Source organism: Rhodococcus sp. MEB041 (genome assembly GCF_030208955.1).
Taxonomy (GTDB): domain Bacteria; phylum Actinomycetota; class Actinomycetes; order Mycobacteriales; family Mycobacteriaceae; genus Rhodococcoides.
On record NZ_JARVSZ010000002.1, the window covers coordinates 191500 to 208295 of the forward strand.

General features: G+C 70.4%; 15 protein-coding genes. 7 read left to right on the forward strand and 8 right to left on the reverse strand.

Annotated features, from left to right (window positions below; genetic code table 11):
- The first annotated feature begins 26 nt into the window (after nucleotides 1-26).
- The 3 genes from QRN16_RS04870 to QRN16_RS04880 are packed head-to-tail and all read left to right on the forward strand — an operon-like array spanning nucleotide 27 to nucleotide 3784.
- Complete coding sequence (locus QRN16_RS04870; protein WP_222648994.1) at nucleotides 27-1328, forward strand: saccharopine dehydrogenase family protein; 1302 nt, start codon at nucleotides 27-29, stop codon at nucleotides 1326-1328.
- A complete protein-coding gene (locus QRN16_RS04875) occupies nucleotides 1325-2728 on the forward strand; it encodes a CoA transferase (protein ID WP_285184909.1) in 1404 nt (467 codons plus the stop codon). The genes QRN16_RS04870 and QRN16_RS04875 overlap by 4 nt, the downstream gene beginning before the upstream one ends.
- Before the next feature lie 12 nt (nucleotides 2729-2740).
- Nucleotides 2741-3784, forward strand: a complete 1044-nt coding sequence (locus QRN16_RS04880; protein WP_285184912.1) for a nucleoside hydrolase — start codon at nucleotides 2741-2743, stop codon at nucleotides 3782-3784.
- Between the two features lie 2 nt (nucleotides 3785-3786).
- Here QRN16_RS04880 and meaB read toward each other — a convergent pair whose 3' ends face one another.
- From meaB to QRN16_RS04895, 3 genes are read right to left on the reverse strand one after another with little or no spacing between them, the layout of a single operon-like run.
- Entirely contained in the window at nucleotides 3787-4797 is a 1011-nt protein-coding gene (meaB, locus tag QRN16_RS04885; RefSeq protein ID WP_285184914.1) for a methylmalonyl Co-A mutase-associated GTPase MeaB, read from the reverse strand.
- A gap of 2 nt (nucleotides 4798-4799) precedes the next feature.
- Nucleotides 4800-7079 carry a methylmalonyl-CoA mutase gene (gene scpA / locus QRN16_RS04890; RefSeq protein ID WP_235578919.1) on the reverse strand — a complete coding sequence of 760 codons (2280 nt, stop codon included), beginning with the start codon at nucleotides 7077-7079 and terminating at the stop codon, nucleotides 4800-4802.
- A complete protein-coding gene (locus QRN16_RS04895; protein WP_285184918.1) occupies nucleotides 7076-9007 on the reverse strand; it encodes a methylmalonyl-CoA mutase family protein in 1932 nt (643 codons plus the stop codon). The genes scpA and QRN16_RS04895 overlap by 4 nt, the downstream gene beginning before the upstream one ends.
- A gap of 274 nt (nucleotides 9008-9281) precedes the next feature.
- Here QRN16_RS04895 and QRN16_RS04900 point away from each other — a divergent pair, with 274 nt between their 5' ends.
- The 3 genes from QRN16_RS04900 (at nucleotide 9282) to QRN16_RS04910 (ending at nucleotide 11195) form a co-directional block, all read left to right on the forward strand.
- Nucleotides 9282-9905, forward strand: coding sequence for a TVP38/TMEM64 family protein (locus QRN16_RS04900; RefSeq protein WP_285186007.1), 624 nt, complete (start codon nucleotides 9282-9284; stop codon nucleotides 9903-9905).
- A gap of 115 nt (nucleotides 9906-10020) precedes the next feature.
- On the forward strand, nucleotides 10021-10617 hold the full coding sequence (locus QRN16_RS04905; RefSeq protein WP_027505318.1) for a hypothetical protein: 597 nt from the start codon (nucleotides 10021-10023) through the stop codon (nucleotides 10615-10617).
- Nucleotides 10617-11195 carry a hypothetical protein gene (locus tag QRN16_RS04910; RefSeq protein ID WP_037185388.1) on the forward strand — a complete coding sequence of 193 codons (579 nt, stop codon included), beginning with the start codon at nucleotides 10617-10619 and terminating at the stop codon, nucleotides 11193-11195. The genes QRN16_RS04905 and QRN16_RS04910 overlap by 1 nt, the downstream gene beginning before the upstream one ends.
- A 3-nt stretch (nucleotides 11196-11198) precedes the next feature.
- On the opposite strand, the gene QRN16_RS04915 is transcribed toward QRN16_RS04910, so the two are convergent.
- The 3 genes from QRN16_RS04915 to QRN16_RS04925 all read right to left on the reverse strand — a co-directional run bounded on the left by QRN16_RS04915 (nucleotide 11199) and on the right by QRN16_RS04925 (nucleotide 13772).
- Nucleotides 11199-12428 (reverse strand): SPFH domain-containing protein, encoded by a 1230-nt coding sequence (locus tag QRN16_RS04915; RefSeq protein ID WP_051613228.1) that lies wholly within the window; start codon nucleotides 12426-12428, stop codon nucleotides 11199-11201.
- The gene (locus QRN16_RS04920; protein WP_027505316.1) at nucleotides 12429-12860 is read right to left on the reverse strand and encodes an NfeD family protein; all 432 of its coding nucleotides are present in this window, start codon (nucleotides 12858-12860) and stop codon (nucleotides 12429-12431) included.
- Nucleotides 12861-12923: 63 nt separating this feature from the next.
- Nucleotides 12924-13772 carry a DUF3097 domain-containing protein gene (locus tag QRN16_RS04925; protein ID WP_056444639.1) on the reverse strand — a complete coding sequence of 283 codons (849 nt, stop codon included), beginning with the start codon at nucleotides 13770-13772 and terminating at the stop codon, nucleotides 12924-12926.
- A 133-nt stretch (nucleotides 13773-13905) separates the two neighbouring features.
- Between QRN16_RS04925 and QRN16_RS04930 the strand changes: the two genes are divergently transcribed.
- Nucleotides 13906-14727, forward strand: a complete 822-nt coding sequence (locus QRN16_RS04930) for an Rv1486c family protein (RefSeq protein WP_222649005.1) — start codon at nucleotides 13906-13908, stop codon at nucleotides 14725-14727.
- A 104-nt stretch (nucleotides 14728-14831) separates the two neighbouring features.
- On the opposite strand, the gene QRN16_RS04935 is transcribed toward QRN16_RS04930, so the two are convergent.
- Both QRN16_RS04935 and inhA read right to left on the reverse strand, forming a co-directional pair.
- Nucleotides 14832-15884, reverse strand: a complete 1053-nt coding sequence (locus QRN16_RS04935; RefSeq protein WP_222637577.1) for a ferrochelatase — start codon at nucleotides 15882-15884, stop codon at nucleotides 14832-14834.
- Nucleotides 15885-15947: 63 nt separating this feature from the next.
- Complete coding sequence (inhA, locus tag QRN16_RS04940) at nucleotides 15948-16772, reverse strand: NADH-dependent enoyl-ACP reductase InhA (protein ID WP_027505312.1); 825 nt, start codon at nucleotides 16770-16772, stop codon at nucleotides 15948-15950.
- Between the last annotated feature and the right edge of the window lie 24 nt (nucleotides 16773-16796).

The following is a 16796-nucleotide window of genomic DNA, read 5'->3' on the forward strand; positions in this document are numbered from 1 at the left end:
CACAGGAGCGCTTGTAGGCTCGGGTGATGGCCGAGACTTCCGCACCTGACCCATCCGAACTCGACACTGCGTCCGATCTCGACACGGCAGGGGATCGCGAGTTGGACGTCGTCGTCTACGGCGCCACCGGTTTCGTGGGCGCGCTCACCGCCGAGTACCTGGCGAATCATGCCCCGCAGGGCACGTCGATCGCTCTCGCGGGCCGGTCCCGATCCAAGCTGGAGTCGACCCGTCGCGGTCTGCCGTCCCGCGCCGCCGACTGGCCACTGCTCGTCGCGGACGCGGACGACGAGGCCGCGCTCACCGACATCGCTTCTCGCACACAGGTCGTCATCACCACGGTCGGGCCGTACGCGAAGTTCGGACGCACGCTCGCGCACGTCTGCGCGGCGCAGGGCACGGACTACGTCGACCTCACCGGCGAAGTGCTGTTCGCTCGTCTCAGTGCCGACCAGAACCACGATCTCGCACACTCCACCGGCGCTCGGATCGTGCACTCCTGCGGCTTCGACTCGGTGCCGTCCGACATCGGCGTGCACGCGCTCTACTCCAAGGTCCACGAGGACGGAGCAGGCGACCTGACAGACACCACCCTCGTCGTGACGTCGATGAGCGGCGGAGTCAGCGGCGGCACCATCGACTCGCTGCGCGGCCAGATCGACGAGATCACGAAGGACCGCGCCGCGGCGAAGATGGCGGCGAGCCCCTACTCGCTCAGCCCCGACCGCTCGATCGAGCCGGATCTGGGACGCCAGAGCGACACCCCCATCGTCAAGGGCGCCGACATCCACCCCGATCTCAAGGGGTGGAAGGCACCGTTCGTGATGTCCTCGTACAACACTCGGGTCGTGCGCCGCACGAACGCGCTGCTCGGATACCCGTACGGCAAGAACTTCCGCTACAGCGAGGTCATGAGCGTCGGCTCGTCGCCCGCCTCCCCGGTGATCGCCGGTGCCGTGCTCGCCGGACTGGGCGCCTTCGTCGCGGGCATGGCCTTCAAGCCCACCCGTTTCCTCCTCGACAAGATCCTGCCCAAGCCGGGCGACGGTCCCAGCGAGAAGACCCGGCAGAAGGGGCATTTCACGATCGACGTCTACACCACCACCAGCACCGGTGACCGGTACGTCTCGCGCGTGAAGGCGAAGGGAGATCCCGGCTACGCGGCCACCGCCATGATGCTGGGCGAATCGGCACTGGCGCTCGCGCTCGACCGTGACGCACTCCCCTCCGTCGGCGGCGGCGTGCTCACCCCGGCCTCCGGAATCGGTGACGCGCTGATCCACCGACTCCGCGGCGCCGGCATGGAGATCTCCGCGCGCAAGGTATGACCGACCTGCTGCACCGGTACCAGGCCGACCTGGGTCTCGCTCAGGCCGCCGACATCACCGTGCGACCCGTGTCCGAGGGCGTGTTGTCGTCGACCCTGCCGGTGGCCGCGCTGGCCGTCGGTGCGGTCGCTGCACTCGGTTCCGCGGTCGACCGGTTCCGCGTCGCCTCGGGGCTGACCGCACCGTCACCGCGCGTGGTGGTCGGCGATCGGGTCGCCGCGTCGTTCGCGGGAGACAGACTGTTGCGCATCGACGGGCGGCCGGTCGCAGGGTTCGCCGCCCTGTCCGGCTTCTTCCGCACAGCGGACGGGTGGGTGCGCACCCACGCCAACTACCCGCACCACCGGGCGCGACTGCTCTCGCTACTGGAGCTCGCCGACGACGCCGACCACACCGCCGTCGCGGCGGCTCTGCTCCGCCACGAGGCTCTGGACGTGGAGGAGCGTGCAGCAGAACTCGGCGCGCTCGTCGTGGCGGTGCGGACCCCGGACGAGTGGTTCGGCTCGGCGCCCGGCCGTTTCACGCGTTCCGGCCCCATCGTCTCGTCCACCGTGCGTCCCGACGGTCTGCCGTCGCTCCCCGAACCACCGACCGACCCGATGCGACCGCTGGCCGGGGTGCGCGTACTGGATCTCACGCGGGTCATCGCCGGCCCGGTCGCCACGCGCGATCTGGCCCTCCTCGGTGCATCGGTACTGCGGGTCGACTCCCCACTGCTGCCGGAGATCGAAGCCCAGCACCTCGACACCGGCGCCGGCAAGTACTCGACACTCCTGGACGTGCTCGTCGACGACGACGACGAGCGACTGACGGCGCTGATGTCGTCGGTGGACGTGGTGGTCGGCGGCTACCGGCCGGGCTCCTACATCGACGACCACCTCCGCGCGCACCGGCCGAGCGGAGCGATCATCGGGACGGTGAGTGCGTGGGGCGGCCGGGGGCCGTGGGCGCGGCGGCGCGGATTCGACAGCCTGGTGCAGGCGGCGTCCGGCATCGCGAACATGTGCGGCGGGAAGGCCGGAGGCCGGTCGGATGACGGCGGGAAGGCCGGAGGCCGGTCGGATGACGGCGGGACGACCGGGGTTCCGGGGGCGCTGCCGGTGCAGGCGCTCGACCACGCGTCCGGCCACCTGCTGGCGGCGGGGATCGTCGACGCTCTGACCCAGCGCCTCGACGGTGGCATCGGTAGGACGGTGTCGGTCTCGTTGGCACGCACTGCCGCCTGGCTGCTCGATGCCGACGGCAGGGTCGACACTCCGGCCGACCCCGTGCTGCCGACGGACGAGCACACCGTCCTCCACGACGACGTGCGCACGGCCCGACCGGCGCTCGCGGAGTACGACGATCACCCCTTCCCGGCCCGCCCGTGGGGACGCGACGAGCCACGCTTCCCGTCCTGACAGGATGGCGGCATGACCGACGTCGACTCCCCCGCCCGCACTCGACTCCTCGTCGACGTCGACACCGGAATCGACGACTCCCTCGCTCTGGTCTACCTGGCTGCGAGTCCCGAGGCCGAGATCGTGGCCGTGTGCTGCACGGCGGGCAACGTGCCCACCGCGCAGGTGACACGGAACACGCTGTCCTGGTTGGAGATCTGTGGTCTGACCGACGTGGAGGTGGCCGTCGGCGTCGACGCACCTCTGACCGCCCCGCTGATGACGACGGAGGACACGCACGGTCCGCTGGGAGTGGGCTACGCGAATCTGCCGGCGCCCACCATGACCGTCTCCGATCGGACGGCGGCGCAGGCGTGGGTGGACCTGGCGCGCGAGAACCCGGGCGAGCTGGTCGGGCTGGTGACCGGTCCGATGACGAATCTGGCTCTGGCACTGCGGCTCGAGCCCGCACTGCCCGTGCTGCTGAAGCGTCTGGTGATCATGGGCGGCAGCATCGATCACCCGGGGAACACGACGCCCACCTCCGAATGGAACGTGGCGGTCGACCCGGAAGCCGCGAAGGAGGTGTTCGACGCATTCGACGCGTTGCCCTCGGGCCGGGAGCCGATCGTGTGCGCCCTGGGCCTGACGGAACGGATCGAGATGCACCCGTCTCACGTGGCACGTCTGGCAGAGATCGCCGGATCCGTTCCGGTGGAGCATCTCTCGATCGACGAGGTGGGAGCACGCTCGACGGCGTCCGTGCCCGTCGTGCGGTACCTGACCGACGCGGTGCGGTTCTACATGGAGTTCCACCACGCGCAGGGTGAGGGATACCTGGCGCACATGCACGACCCGTTCGCGGCGGCCGTCGCACTGCACCCGGAGATCGCCGAGTACGCCCTGGCCACCGTCGACGTCGAACTCGTCGGGACCCTCACGCGGGGAACGACGGTGGCCGACCGGCGCGGGTTCTGGGGACGTCGCCCCAATGCCGCGATCGCCGTGTCGACCGATCCGGACGCCTTCTTCGATCACCTGCTCGCGACGGTCGGGGCGTTCGCCGCCGGGACCTGAGTTCAGCCGTCGAAGGCGGTCAGGATCTCCTGCGCACCCAGTGCGGCCGTGAGCGATCCGTCGGCCACGCGCCTCTCCACGTCGGCGCGGACGGCGGTCACCGCGGGACTCGACGACAGTCGGCGCATCAGCTGGTCCTGCACCATGGTCCACACCCACTGGACCTGCTGGTCGCGGCGGCGGGCGTCGAAGTCGCCTGCCGCGGTGAGGACGTCGCGGTGGCGGCACACAGTGTCCCAGAACTCCGTGAGTCCGGTCTCCTCAATCGCGCTCATCGTCAGCACGGGCGGCGTCCACAGGGCATCGTGCGGGTAGATCAGTCTGAGCGCTCCGGCGAGTTCGCGCGCGGCACCCCTGGCGTCGCGGAGATGGTTCCCGTCGGCCTTGTTGACGGCGACCACGTCGGCGAGTTCGAGGACACCCTTCTTGATGCCCTGCAGCTGATCTCCCGTGCGCGCGAGCGTCAGGAAGCAGAAGGTGTCCACCATGCCCGCGACCGTGATCTCGGACTGCCCGACCCCGACGGTCTCCACCAACACGACGTCGTAGCCGGCCGCCTCGAGCAGCACGATCGTCTCGCGGGTCGCCTTCGCGACACCGCCGAGGGTTCCCGACGTCGGGGACGGCCGGATGTACGCCTCGGGCGCGACCGTGAGCCGTGCCATCCGCGTCTTGTCCCCGAGGATGGAGCCCCCGGTACGGGTCGACGACGGATCCACCGCGAGAACCGCGACGCGGTGGCCCTTCTCGATGAGCGTCATGCCCAGGGCGTCGATGAACGTCGACTTGCCGACTCCCGGTACGCCCGTGATGCCCACCCGATGTGACCCCCCGGCGTGCGGAAGGAGCTCGAGCAGCATCTGTTGGGCGAGGTCGCGATGGTCGTCGCGGGTGGACTCGACGAGGGTGATGGCACGCGCCAGCCCGGCACGCTCACCGGCCCGCACCGAGGCCACGAGCGCGTCGAGATCGATCGCCGGACGCGTGGGACGTGCTGCGGTCGCGTCGGACATGCTCAGGCGTTCGCTCCTGCGTCCGAGACGGCCGCGCCGTGACCCAGGCTCTCTGCGAGCTGGCCGATGAGATCGACCGCGGCGTCGGCGATCACCGTGCCGGGCGGGAAGATCGCGGCCGCCCCGGCCTCACGCAGCGCGTCGAAGTCGCCCGGCGGGATGACGCCGCCGACCACGACCATGATGTCGGACCGGCCGACGGCGGCGAGTGCTTCCCGCAGCGCCGGAACCAGCGTCAGGTGACCGGCGGCGAGCGACGACACCCCGATGACGTGGACGTCGTTGTCGGCGGCCTGGTTCGCCACCTCCTCGGGGGTCTGGAACAGGGGGCCGACATCGACGTCGAAGCCGATGTCGGCGAACGCCGTCGCGATGACCTTCTGCCCGCGATCGTGTCCGTCCTGCCCCATCTTCGCCACCAGGATGCGGGGTCGGCGGCCCTCCGCCTTCGCGAACGCCGTCGCCAGCTCGCCTGCATGCACCATGTTCGTGGCCTTCCCCGCCTCGTCCCGGTAGACACCGCTGATCGTGCGGATCTCGGCGCGGTGCCGTCCGTAGACCTTCTCGAGAGCGTCGGAGATCTCGCCCACCGTCGCCATGGCCCGCGCCGCGTCGACGGCGAGGGCGAGCAGGTTGTTCTCCATCCCGCCGTCGGTGGACGCGGCCGCCGCGGTGAGGGCGGACAGCGCCGCCTCGACGCGGCCGGGGTCGCGCTCCTCGCGCAGCCGCTCCAGCTTCTCGATCTGCTCGGTGCGCACCCGCGAGTTCTCGACCTTGAGCACCTCGATGGCGTCGGGCTCGTCGGGAACGTACTTGTTGACACCCACCAGCGGCTGCCGACCGGAGTCGATGCGCGCCTGCGTCCGCGCCGCCGCCTCCTCGATGCGGAGCTTCGGGATGCCCTCACCGATGGCCTTGGCCATTCCACCGGCCTCCTCGACCTCGGCGATGTGCGCGCGGGCCCGATCGGCGAGCTGGTGGGTCAGCCACTCCACGTAGTACGAGCCGCCCCACGGATCGATGGGCCGCGTCGTGCCGGACTCCTGCTGCAGCAGCAGCTGGGTGTTGCGGGCGATCCGGGCGGAGAAGTCGGTGGGCAGCGCGAGCGCTTCGTCGAGCGCGTTGGTGTGCAGTGACTGCGTGTGTCCCTGCGTCGCCGCCATCGCCTCGATACACGTGCGGGAGACGTTGTTGAAGACGTCCTGCGCCGTCAGCGACCAGCCGGACGTCTGCGAATGTGTGCGCAGCGACAGTGATTTCGCGCTGGACGGGTCGAACTTCTGCACCAGCTCCGCCCACAGCAACCGGCCTGCGCGCAGCTTGGCGACCTCCATGAAGAAGTTCATGCCGATGGCCCAGAAGAAGGACAGCCGCGGGGCGAACGTGTCGATGTCCATGCCCGCGGCCAGCCCGGCGCGGATGTACTCCACCCCGTCGGCGAGGGTGTACGCGAGCTCCAGATCGGCCGTCGCGCCGGCTTCCTGGATGTGGTAGCCGGAGATGGAGATCGAGTTGAACTTCGGCATGTGCGTCGAGGTGTACGCGAAGATGTCGGAGATGATCCGCATCGACGGCTCGGGCGGATAGATGTAGGTGTTGCGCACCATGAACTCTTTGAGGATGTCGTTCTGGATGGTGCCGGCGAGCTTCTCGGGTCCGACGCCCTGCTCCTCCGCCGCGACGACGTACAGCGCCAGGATCGGCAGCACGGCGCCGTTCATGGTCATCGACACCGACACCGACCCCAGGTCGATCCCGTCGAAGAGTTGGCGCATGTCGTAGATCGAGTCGATCGCGACACCCGCCATGCCGACATCGCCCTGCACGCGCGGGTGGTCACTGTCGTAGCCGCGGTGCGTCGCGAGGTCGAACGCGACCGACAGCCCCTTCTGACCGGCAGCGAGGTTGCGACGGTAGAACGCGTTGGACTCCGACGCCGTCGAGAATCCGGCGTACTGACGAATCGTCCACGGCTGGTTGACGTACATCGTCGGGTACGGACCGCGCAGGAACGGAGCCGTGCCCGGGTAGGAGTCGAGCGGGTACCCGGCCTCGGCCGCCTCCGCCCGGTCGGCGCCGGTGTACAGGGGTCGGACGTCGATGCCCTCGGGGGTGGACCACACCACCTGCTCGGGCGAGTAGCCGTGGGCCGCCGCGGCCGCCTCGACGTGGGCGCGCGCATCGTCGGCCGCCGGCGCTGCCGCGTCCGCGCCGCGGGGGTCGACGAGCGGAACGTCCGCGAAACTGCCCACGGGGCCCATGTCACCAGCGTCGTCGGTCATGCGGTGTGTCCTTCCGTACGAGCCTCGCCGGTGAGTGCATCGAGAAGAGCACTCAGTTCGGCGACGGCATCGATGGTGAGCGTGAGATGTCCGTCCGGGGTCTGTTCCGGCGACGCGTCCGCGAAGGCCGAGGCACCGCCGGCGACGAGCACCGTCCGCACCCCCGCCGACCGCAGAGCGGCGACGGCGTCCGGTCCCTCGGCGGCGTACCGCTTGTCGGTGCCGCACAGCACGGCGATCGGCGAGGCGGTCTCGCGTGCCACCGCGGCGAGATCGGCTCCCGCACCGGGGTTCACCGCCTCGATCCCGCCCGACGCCATGAGGTTCGCCGCGAACGTGGTGCGTCCGTTGTGTTCCGCGACGCTGCCCAACGGCGCCAGCAGCACCACCGGGCGACTGCCCTTGTCCGCCAGCACCGCGTCGCTGCGATCACGCAGCGCCTCGAACTCGGCGGCGTACCGCGTCGCGGGACGTCCGGCGACGGTGCCGTTCCCCGAGGCCGCGGGCGACGGCTCCTGCAGGTTCGGGAACTCGTTGACACCGGTGACCGCGGTGCGGCGGTGGGCGATGTCGCTCGCACGGGCAGCTCGGGTCTCCTCGACCCGGCGCGCGATCTCACCGGACTCCAGGGCGGCGCGGTAACCGCCGGCGGCCTCGACCGCCTGCAGGACCGACCACGCCGAGTCCGCGAGCGCGTCGGTGAGCGACTCGACGTACCAGGAACCACCGGCCGGATCGACCACCCGACCCAGGTGGGACTCCTCGAGCAGGAGCAGCTGGGTGTTGCGCGCGATCCGTGCGGCGAAGGTCTGCGAGACGTCCGCGGCGCCGCCGGGAATCGCGGCGTCGAACGGCAGGACGGTCACCGCGTCGGCTCCGCCCACACCGGCGCCGAACGCGGCCAGCGTCGTGCGCAGCATGTTCACCCAGGGATCGCGCTGCGTCATCATCGCCGCCGAGGTGACGGCGTGCTGTGGGGCCCCGCCGTGCTCCGGCGCCCCGAGCACCTCGGCCACCCGGGCCCAGACCCGCCGGGCCGCACGGAACTTGGCGATGGTCTCGAACTGCTCGTCGGTGGCCGCGAGCCGGAACTCCACCTGTCCCAATGCCTCGCCAGCGGACAGTCCCGCCGCCGTGAGCGCGCGCAGATACTCGAGTCCGGCCGCGACGGTCAGACCGACCTCCTGCGCGTCTGCCGACCCGGCAGCGTGGAACACGGTGCCGTCCAACGTGATCGCGCGCACCCGCTCGGTGCGCGCCACTGCCCGCACCGCGAGATCGATCGCGTCCTGCTCGCTCGCACCCGGGAGGTCGGCGAATCGATCGGTCAGCGGTGACGCCCCCAGTCGGACGTCGGCGGCGGCACCGCGCTCGTCCAGGAGCGCGAACAGCGCGTCGGCCACCGCTGTGACGTCCGCACCCGCGTCCAGCGTCAGGGGCGCGAGGTCGAGCAGGACCCCGTCGAGTGCGCGGGCCAGGCCCTCGGCGCCCACGGACGCCGTGTCGAGCCACAGGGCGCTCGTGCCGTTCTGCAGCGCGTCGAGGAGCTGGTCGTTGAGCGTTGCCGCGTCCGAGTCCGCACCGGCGGGACGGCCGAACCGACCGGCGACCAGCCACCCGACGTTGACGTCGCGATGCGCGTCCGTGCCGCGCGTGAAGGGGAAGGTGCCGGGCAGCGGAGCCTCGGCAGTCTCGTCCAGCGGCCCGTACAGGGGCCGCACCGTGACCCCGTCGTACGTGGTCACCTCGAGCAGCGTCTCCGGATGCTCGGGGAGCTCCGAGACGTCCACCCGACGAGCCTTGGCCAGCACCCCGGCCACGCCGCGGCGCCAGGTCGCGAAACCCTCCTCGGCGCTGCTCACCGGTACGGCCGCGCCGACGTCCTCGGCAGCGACGGAATCCGGTGTCCCGGTGTGTGACGTGGCCATGTGTCCCTTTCGCGCCTGCGGATGCTGTGATGTTAACCGCACTCCGGGCACGCTATCCCGAGTCCCATCACAGTGGCCTGAGACAAACTTCACACTAGTAGGGCGTCCGAGCATCGGTCCTCCTAGTGACCGTTCCGACCGCGTCGACGAGCACCGCTCGCATCGCTCTTCGGTAGCGTGAGCAGACGTGACGACCCCCGACATCGACCCGCACGACACAGTGCCGTCGGAGGAGTCGATCGTCGTCGGAGGCCGCCGCGCGCTCGTGCTGCGCGTGGCCGCGACCGTCACCGTGCTCGCCGCCCTGATCGTCGTGGCACTGCTCGTACCCCTCCCCACCATCGACCGCGTGCGGGAGTGGGCCGTCGCCGTCGGGCCGGCCTTCCCCCTCGTCTTCTTCGCGGCGCACGCGATCATCACGGTGGCGCCGATCCCCCGCACCCTGTTCACGGTGTCGGCGGGTGTGCTGTTCGGACCCGTGACGGGGGTCGGCGTGGCGGTCGCGGCGACGACCGTGAGTGCAGTGCTCGCGTTCCTGCTGGTCCGAGCACTCGGCCGCGACGTGGTGACCGCACGCTGGGACCATCCGGTGATCCGGGCCGTCGATTCCCGTCTCGCGCGACGGGGATGGTTGGCGGTGGGGAGTCTTCGACTCATCGCGCCGGTGCCGTTCTCGGTGGTCAACTACTCCGCCGGCCTGTCCTCGGTGGCCGTGGTGCCGTTCGCGCTGGCGACGGTGGTCGGGGTGATCCCGGGGACGGTCGGCATCGTGTTGCTCGGCGACGCTCTGGCCGGTCACGGCGATCCGGTCCTGCTCGCGATCTCGGGGGTCTGCATTGCCGTGGGCGTCGTGGGACTGATCCTGGACGCGCGGATGCCGGTGGCCGGCGATCGATGAGGTCAAGGTCACGGGCTTGATGTGGCCGGATCAAGGTCGACGACGAACTCTGTACGTCGCAACGCATCAAGACTCGAGGCTTGATTCGGACTGATCAAGCTTCTAGGGTTGATCGATGTTCGTTCTGACCGTGGACCAACGCGGAAGTCGACGCGACATCGATCGCGTCGCCGACATCCTCGACCGAGCCACCGACCTGGTGCGCCCGTTCGAACGCACGGCCGGCGACGAGGTCCAGGGTGTGGCGGACGACGCGTCGGTGGCACTCGACCTCGCCCTCGACTTCCTCGAGGACGGGCACTGGAGCGTCGGGATCGGGGTGGGGGCCGTGGAGGATCCGTTGCCACGCTCCACCAGAGCGGGTCGGGGCCCGGCGTTCGAAGCCGCGCGGGACGCCGTCGACAGCGCCAAGAACGCCGTCGCCCACATCGCGGTCCGCGGCGGTGACGCCGAGTCCGCCGGCGATGCCGACGCCGTGGTGGCACTGCTGGCACTGCTCCTGGTCCGGCGCACCGAGCAGGGCCGCGCCGCGGTCGACAGCGTCCGCAGGCTCGGATCGCAGACCGCCGTCGCCGAGGAACTGTCCATCACACCGCAGGCAGTGTCCCAACGACTGGCCGTCGCGGGGTGGCAGGCCGAGCGTGCAGCACGACCGGTCGTGGCGCGGATGCTCGCGCTCGCCGATCTGCGCGCACGCGGAACGGACGCCTGATGGCGACCACCCTCGCGCTGCTCGCACTCGCGCTCTCCGCCGGAGCAGCACTGCTTCCCGCCCGACCGGTGCCGACGATCCCACCGACGGCTGCGCCGGGTCGCCGCGTCCGGTGGCTGCCGCCGCTGCGCTGGTGGATTCCGGCACTCCTGTCCGCCGGGATGCTCGCACTGGCGGGTCTCGCCGCCGCGATCGCCGGCGCACCGGTCACCGGGCCACCACTCGTCGTCGCGATGGTCCTGGTCGTCGCGGTCGCCGTCACCGGCGGCACCGTCGTCGTTCCCGCGGTCTTCCATCTCGCGCGCCGACGGCCCGAGCCCGGAGACGGCGATGCCGACGACGAGCGCCCCGTCCTGCGTGGGGGGCTCGTCATCGGCACACTCGAACGCATCGCCGTCGTGGTCGCCGTGCTCACGGGGTGGCCCGAGGGCATCGCCGTCGTGCTCGCGGTGAAGGGACTCGCGCGCTACCCCGAACTCCGCGATCCGCGGGCGTCCGAGTACTTCATCATCGGCACCTTCACCAGCGTGCTCTGGGCACTCGCCGCGGGCGGCATCGGCGCGGGCCTGGCTGCCTGACCGTCAGCGGTCCAGTTCGCGCGGTGCGTCGTCGCCCGACCCGGACCCGTCCGGCGTGGAGGCCTCGACGGCCTTCGCGGGCTCCGGAGCCGAGTCCCGCGCCGGGTTGGGTGCGGCGGCCAACGACGTGTCGACAGGCTTGCGTGCCACGGCCTCGGCGTCGGCGACCGCCCGAGCGATGGCCGGGTCCGTCTTCGTGTCGAACCAGTCGGCCACCTCCGCGGAGTCGTCCTCCGGCTTGGAGTGCGTCTCGCCCTGGTCGCTGGGCTCGAAACGGAAGACGCCGTCGTCGCCCGGCGCACCGAGATTCTTGGCGAAGCCCTTCAGGGCATCACCGAAGTCGGACGGCACCACCCACATCTTGTTGGCATCACCCTGCGCCATCTTCGGCAGCGTCTGCAGGTACTGGTACGCGAGCAACTCTGGCGTCGGCTTGCCGGCCTTGATCGCCTCGAACACCTTCTCGATGGCCTTCGCCTCACCCTGTGCGTTGAGGTACTTGGCCGCCCGCTCACCCTGCGCACGGAGGATGCGGGACTGACGCTCACCCTCGGCGGAGAGAATGGCGGCCTGCTTGGCGCCCTCCGCGGACAGGATCTGCGACTGCTTGTCACCCTCGGCCGTCTTGATGGACGACTCACGGTGTCCCTCGGCCGTGAGGATGGTGGCACGCTTCTCGCGGTCCGCCTTCATCTGCTTCTCCATCGACTCCTGGATGGAGGGCGGCGGATCGATGCTCTTGAGCTCCACTCGGGCGACACGCAGGCCCCATCGCCCGGTGGCCTCGTCCAACACTCCGCGGAGCTGGCCGTTGATGGAGTCACGCGAGGTGAGCGTCTCCTCCAGGGTCATACCGCCGACCACGTTGCGAAGCGTCGTCGTGGTGAGCTGCTCGACACCGACGATGTAGTTGCTGATCTCGTAGACCGCGGCCTGCGGGGTGGTGACCTGGAAGTACACGACGGTGTCGATGGACACCGTCAGGTTGTCCTGCGTGATCACCGGCTGCGGTGGGAAGGACACGACGCGCTCACGCAGGTCGACCTTCGCCCGGACACGGTCGACGAACGGCACGAGGAACGTGAGCTGCCCGGAGACCGTCTTGGAGTATCGGCCCAGACGCTCGATCACCGCGGCCTCGGCCTGCGGCACGAGCGTCACCGACTTCGCCACCACCACGGCGACGAACAGCACCACCACGGCAAGGGCGATCAAGGCGGCATAGTCACCCATCTAGGGTCCTTTCCACACGACGGCCGTGGCGCCGTCGATCTTCATCACGGTCACGGTCGTTCCGGCCGCGTACACCTCGGTGGGATCGAGCGGACGAGCCGTCCACACGTCACCGTCCAGCCGCACCGTGCCGGAGTGCTGATCGATGGCATCGAGCACCTGCGCGGATCGCCCGGTGAGCGCGGCGATCCCGGTGGGGGTCGGCGGGGGCGTCGAGAACCGGCGGGTCAGCACCGGCCGGACACCCAGGATGAGTGCTCCGGACAGGATCGCGAACACGATCGCGTCGCCCCACACGGGGAAGTCGGTCAGCGCCGAGATGCCCGCGGTACCCAGGGCTCCGCCGGCCAGCATGAGAAGGAAGAAATCTCCGGACAGCGCTTCACCCGCAGCGAGAATCACCGCTCCGACGAGCCACAGAAGTGCAACCACGAACTCCACAGTAGCGACGAACGACGAGCCCGTGGGGTGCGCGCGACCGTCGTGGGGAGATCGTTACCGACCTGTCTCCCCGTTCTCGTCACCCAGGGTGACGAAGTCGACGAGGCGCTCCACCGCGCCGATGAGCGGCGCCTCGAGATCGCGAAAACTGGACACCGCACCGTAGACCCGGCGCCACCCGTCCTGCGGTGTGCCCCAACCCAACTCGCGGCAGATGCCGGTCTTCCAGTCGGTGCCGCGCGGGATCCGTGGCCATGCCTCGATGCCCACCGCGGCGGGCTTCACCGCCTCCCACACATCGATGTAGGGGTGTCCCGTGACCGTCACGTACGGGCCGAGCGACCGCGTCAGGCGGTCCTCCTTCGAACCGTCGACGAGGTGGTCGACGAGAACCCCCACCCTGCGTCCCGGCCCGGGTCCGAACTCCTGCAACCGCTCTGCCAGGTTGTCCAGTCCCTCGAGATGCTCGACGACCACACCCTCGACCCGCAGGTCGTGGCCCCAGACCCGTTCGACGATGGCGGCGTCGTGAATGCCCTCCACCCAGATACGGCTGGGCAGAGCCACTTTCGCTCGTACGTTCTCCACCCGCGTCGACCCGGAGGCCGAGCGGGTCGGAGCGACGGCACGGGTCGGCGCCGGACGCGTCAGCGTCACCGGGCTTCCGTCGACGAGGAAGGCGGCCTCGCGCATCGCGAAGAGCCTCCGTACGCCTCGGCCGTCCTCGAGCCGGACGAAGTCACCGTCGTACGTGCGCTCGAAACCCACCACGGCGCCGCAGAATCCGGTCGCCGCGTCCTCGACCACCACGTCCCGTTCGGCCGCCATCGTCGGGACCACGCGTCGCGCTCGCCTCGCGTGCCCGGCGAAGATGTCGCCGCCGTACCGGTTGTCCGCTGTCATCGTCTTCCCTCGCCCTCCGCGCTCACTCCCGGGACAGGACTGTCGGGTCACCGGGCCGTCCCACGGTATCGGCGCCGCGCACTCCCCGACCGCAGCCACGCCGGTCGCCTCCGACGCCGCCTATGATCGGACGGTGTCGTCCCCATCCTCGAGCCTCGCCATCTGGTGCGGCGCCTGGCTCGCCGGAGCCGCGCCGCCCGACGACGTGATCGATGCCCTCACCGAGTGGGCACCGTTGGCCCTCGTCGTCGCCGCCGATCCCGAGACAGCCGAGCGGCACGACCTCCCGTGGCCCACTCCTCGTGACGTCGGCATCGCCCAGTTGCTCCGAGTCGTCCGCGCCGCGGCGCCCGTCGGCGACCGCGAGGTGACCGTCGACATGGTTCTTCCCGCCCCCGGTGACGTCGCCGGGCTGCCGACCGACTCCGCGTTCTCGGCAGCCGCCGTGCTCGCGGGCGAAGGCGTCGTCATCGGAGTGCCGGGTCAGCCGGGTGTCGGACTCGTCCCCACCGACGAGGGCCCCGACGTCATGCGGTGGACGGTGTTCACCGTCACCGTGCCGGTCACCTACCAGGAGCTGGCGCTCGGGGAGATCGAGTACTCGATGCGGGACACCGTCCGGAGTGCGGCCGAGGCCCTCACCGCGGTGCAGACGGTCGACACCGGCCGTTCCGGCGGCGACCCGCACACGATGATCGCCGAGCGCCTCGCCATCGCGAGCCGCCATCGCTACCCGCCGCTCCCCGAACGCACCACCCGAGTTCTCGACACGGCCGATCGGGTGGACGCCATCCTCGCGGCCGCGCAGACGTCGGCGCCCTCGGAGGCACCCAGCAGCAGCGGTGCCGAGGCCCGCGAGGCCGTGCTCCGACCGTTGCGTCGCGCCGTGCGCGCCGCGCGACGTGCCGCCGTGCGCGCCGCCGTGGACGGATACCTGTCGCCCGATCGCCGCTAGCGGTACCCCCTCGCGCGAGTACGTCCGTAGTGTCGCGATCCATGCCCGGATCACGACACTTTCGGCGTACTCGCGGGTGGGTGGTTCCCGGGATGTTCGAGCTGTCAGGCCGGGCGGCGACGCACCGGGGGCTCACAGCAGCCGGGATTGCACGGCGTTCCGTCGACGGTGGTCCCGAAGGCGGGCTCGGAACCCAGACGCAGCGGCGCGGTGCCCACGGTGCGTTCCTCGACCAGCGTGCGCACGAGCCGGGCGAATCGAGGGTCCGCACCCGGGGTGCCGGCACGCTCGAGAGCGATGCCGAGTTCCTGCGCCTTCTCGACCGCCTCGGTGTCCAGGTCCCACACCACCTCGAGGTGATCCGAGACGAACCCGACCGGGCAGATCACCACGGCGTCGACGCCCGTCTCCGCCAGGGCCTCGAGGTGATCGCAGATGTCGGGATCCAGCCACGGGATCTGCGGCGGTCCCGACCGGGACTGCCACACGACGTCGAACTCGTCGACACCTGCTGCGGCGGCGCACAATCGGGACGCCTCGGTGACCTGACGGCTGTAGAGGTGGCCGCCCGCCGACGGCGGACCCGCGGCCTCGTCCGCCGAGACGGGCACCGAGTGCGCCGTGAAGACCACGCGAGCACCGGCCCGGCGATCCGCCGGAAGCCTGCCGATCGCCGCGCGGATCGCGTCGGCGAAGGCATCCACCATCAGCGGATGGTCGTAGTACTGCCGCAGCTTGGTGAGCTGCGGAGCGCCCTCCCCCACGGCGGCACGGGCGCGGGCGATGTCTTCATGGTACTGCCGACAGCCCGAGTACCCGCCCCAGGCCGAGGTGGGGAACACCAGCGCGTTGCGCACGCCGTCGGCCTTCATCGCGGCGACGGTGTCCTCCGCCATGGGATGCCAGTTGCGGTTGCCGAAGTACACCGGCAGATCGATGCCCGTGAGCGCGAACTCGGTCTCGACCGCGGCGATGATCTCGCGGTTGAGTCGGTTGATCGGCGAGACCCCACCGAAGTGGTGATAGTGCTCGGCGACGGCATCGAGGCGCTCGGGCGGGATTCCGCGGCCACGGGTGACGTTCTCCAGGAACGGCCGCACCTCGTCCGGCCCCTCGGGCCCACCGAAGGACAGCAGCAGAAGCGCGTCGTAGGTCATGACGCCATTGTGCCGGAACCCGTTTCGGTGGACCCGAGAGGATGCTCGGATCGAGGCGAGATGTCAGAGATTCTCGGGCAGCCAGGTGTTGTGGCTCGCGCCGCCGTCGACGTAGACGATCGACCCGGTGGTCGCCGGCAGCCAGTCCGACAGCAGCGCGCAGATCGACTTGGCCACGGCCGTCGGGTCGTTGAAGTTCCAGCCGATCGGGGACGCACCGTTCCAGTACTCGTTGAGCTGGTTCATCTTGTCCGCGTCACCCGTCGCGGTACCCGCGATGGCCTTGGCGGCGAGCGTCTTGATCGGGCCCGCGGCGACCAGGTTGGAACGGACCTTCTTGGCCTCGCCTACCTCGCGGGCGACGTAGCGGTTGACCGACTCGAGCGCAGCCTTCGCCACGCCCATCCAGTTGTAGAACGGCATCGCCGTGCGCGGATCGAAGTCCATGCCGACGATCGATCCACCCTCGTTCATGACGGGGAGCACGGCGCGTGCGAGCGAGGCGTAGGACCAGGCGGAGATTTGGAACGCAGCGGCGGCGTCGGGACCCGGTCCCTCGAGGAACGGCTTGGACCCCGGACCCATCAGGGTGCGCGGAGCGAACGCGATGGAGTGCAGAACGCCGTCGATGCCCTCCGGAGCGACCTCGGAGATGCGACCGGCGAGCGCGGCGAGATGCTCCTCGTTCGTCGCGTCCAGCTCGATCGCCGGCGGCACGGGCTCCGGCAGTCGCTGGGCGATCCTGTCGATCAGTCGCAGCCGGTCGAACCCGGTGATGACGACCTTGGCGCCCTGCTCCTGCGCGACCTTGGCCGCGTGGAACGCGATGGACGCGTCGGTGATGATCCCGGTGATCAGGATGGTCTTGCCTTCGAGCAGTCCGCCCATGTGCGTGTGCCTTTCGTGTGAAGT

Excerpts from the sequence above, each read along its gene's own strand:
- inhA (WP_027505312.1), bottom strand. The coding sequence starts at position 16,772 with ATGGGCGGACTGCTCGAAGGCAAGACCATCCTGATCACCGGGATCATC.
- QRN16_RS04925 (WP_056444639.1), bottom strand. The coding sequence starts at position 13,772 with ATGACAGCGGACAACCGGTACGGCGGCGACATCTTCGCCGGGCACGCG.
- QRN16_RS04870 (WP_222648994.1), top strand. The coding sequence starts at position 27 with ATGGCCGAGACTTCCGCACCTGACCCATCCGAACTCGACACTGCGTCC.
- QRN16_RS04880 (WP_285184912.1), top strand. The coding sequence starts at position 2,741 with ATGACCGACGTCGACTCCCCCGCCCGCACTCGACTCCTCGTCGACGTC.
- QRN16_RS04935 (WP_222637577.1), bottom strand. The coding sequence starts at position 15,884 with ATGACCTACGACGCGCTTCTGCTGCTGTCCTTCGGTGGGCCCGAGGGG.
- QRN16_RS04895 (WP_285184918.1), bottom strand. The coding sequence starts at position 9,007 with ATGGCCACGTCACACACCGGGACACCGGATTCCGTCGCTGCCGAGGAC.
- scpA (WP_235578919.1), bottom strand. The coding sequence starts at position 7,079 with ATGACCGACGACGCTGGTGACATGGGCCCCGTGGGCAGTTTCGCGGAC.
- QRN16_RS04875 (WP_285184909.1), top strand. The coding sequence starts at position 1,325 with ATGACCGACCTGCTGCACCGGTACCAGGCCGACCTGGGTCTCGCTCAG.
- QRN16_RS04905 (WP_027505318.1), top strand. The coding sequence starts at position 10,021 with ATGTTCGTTCTGACCGTGGACCAACGCGGAAGTCGACGCGACATCGAT.
- meaB (WP_285184914.1), bottom strand. The coding sequence starts at position 4,797 with ATGTCCGACGCGACCGCAGCACGTCCCACGCGTCCGGCGATCGATCTC.
- QRN16_RS04915 (WP_051613228.1), bottom strand. The coding sequence starts at position 12,428 with ATGGGTGACTATGCCGCCTTGATCGCCCTTGCCGTGGTGGTGCTGTTC.
- QRN16_RS04910 (WP_037185388.1), top strand. The coding sequence starts at position 10,617 with ATGGCGACCACCCTCGCGCTGCTCGCACTCGCGCTCTCCGCCGGAGCA.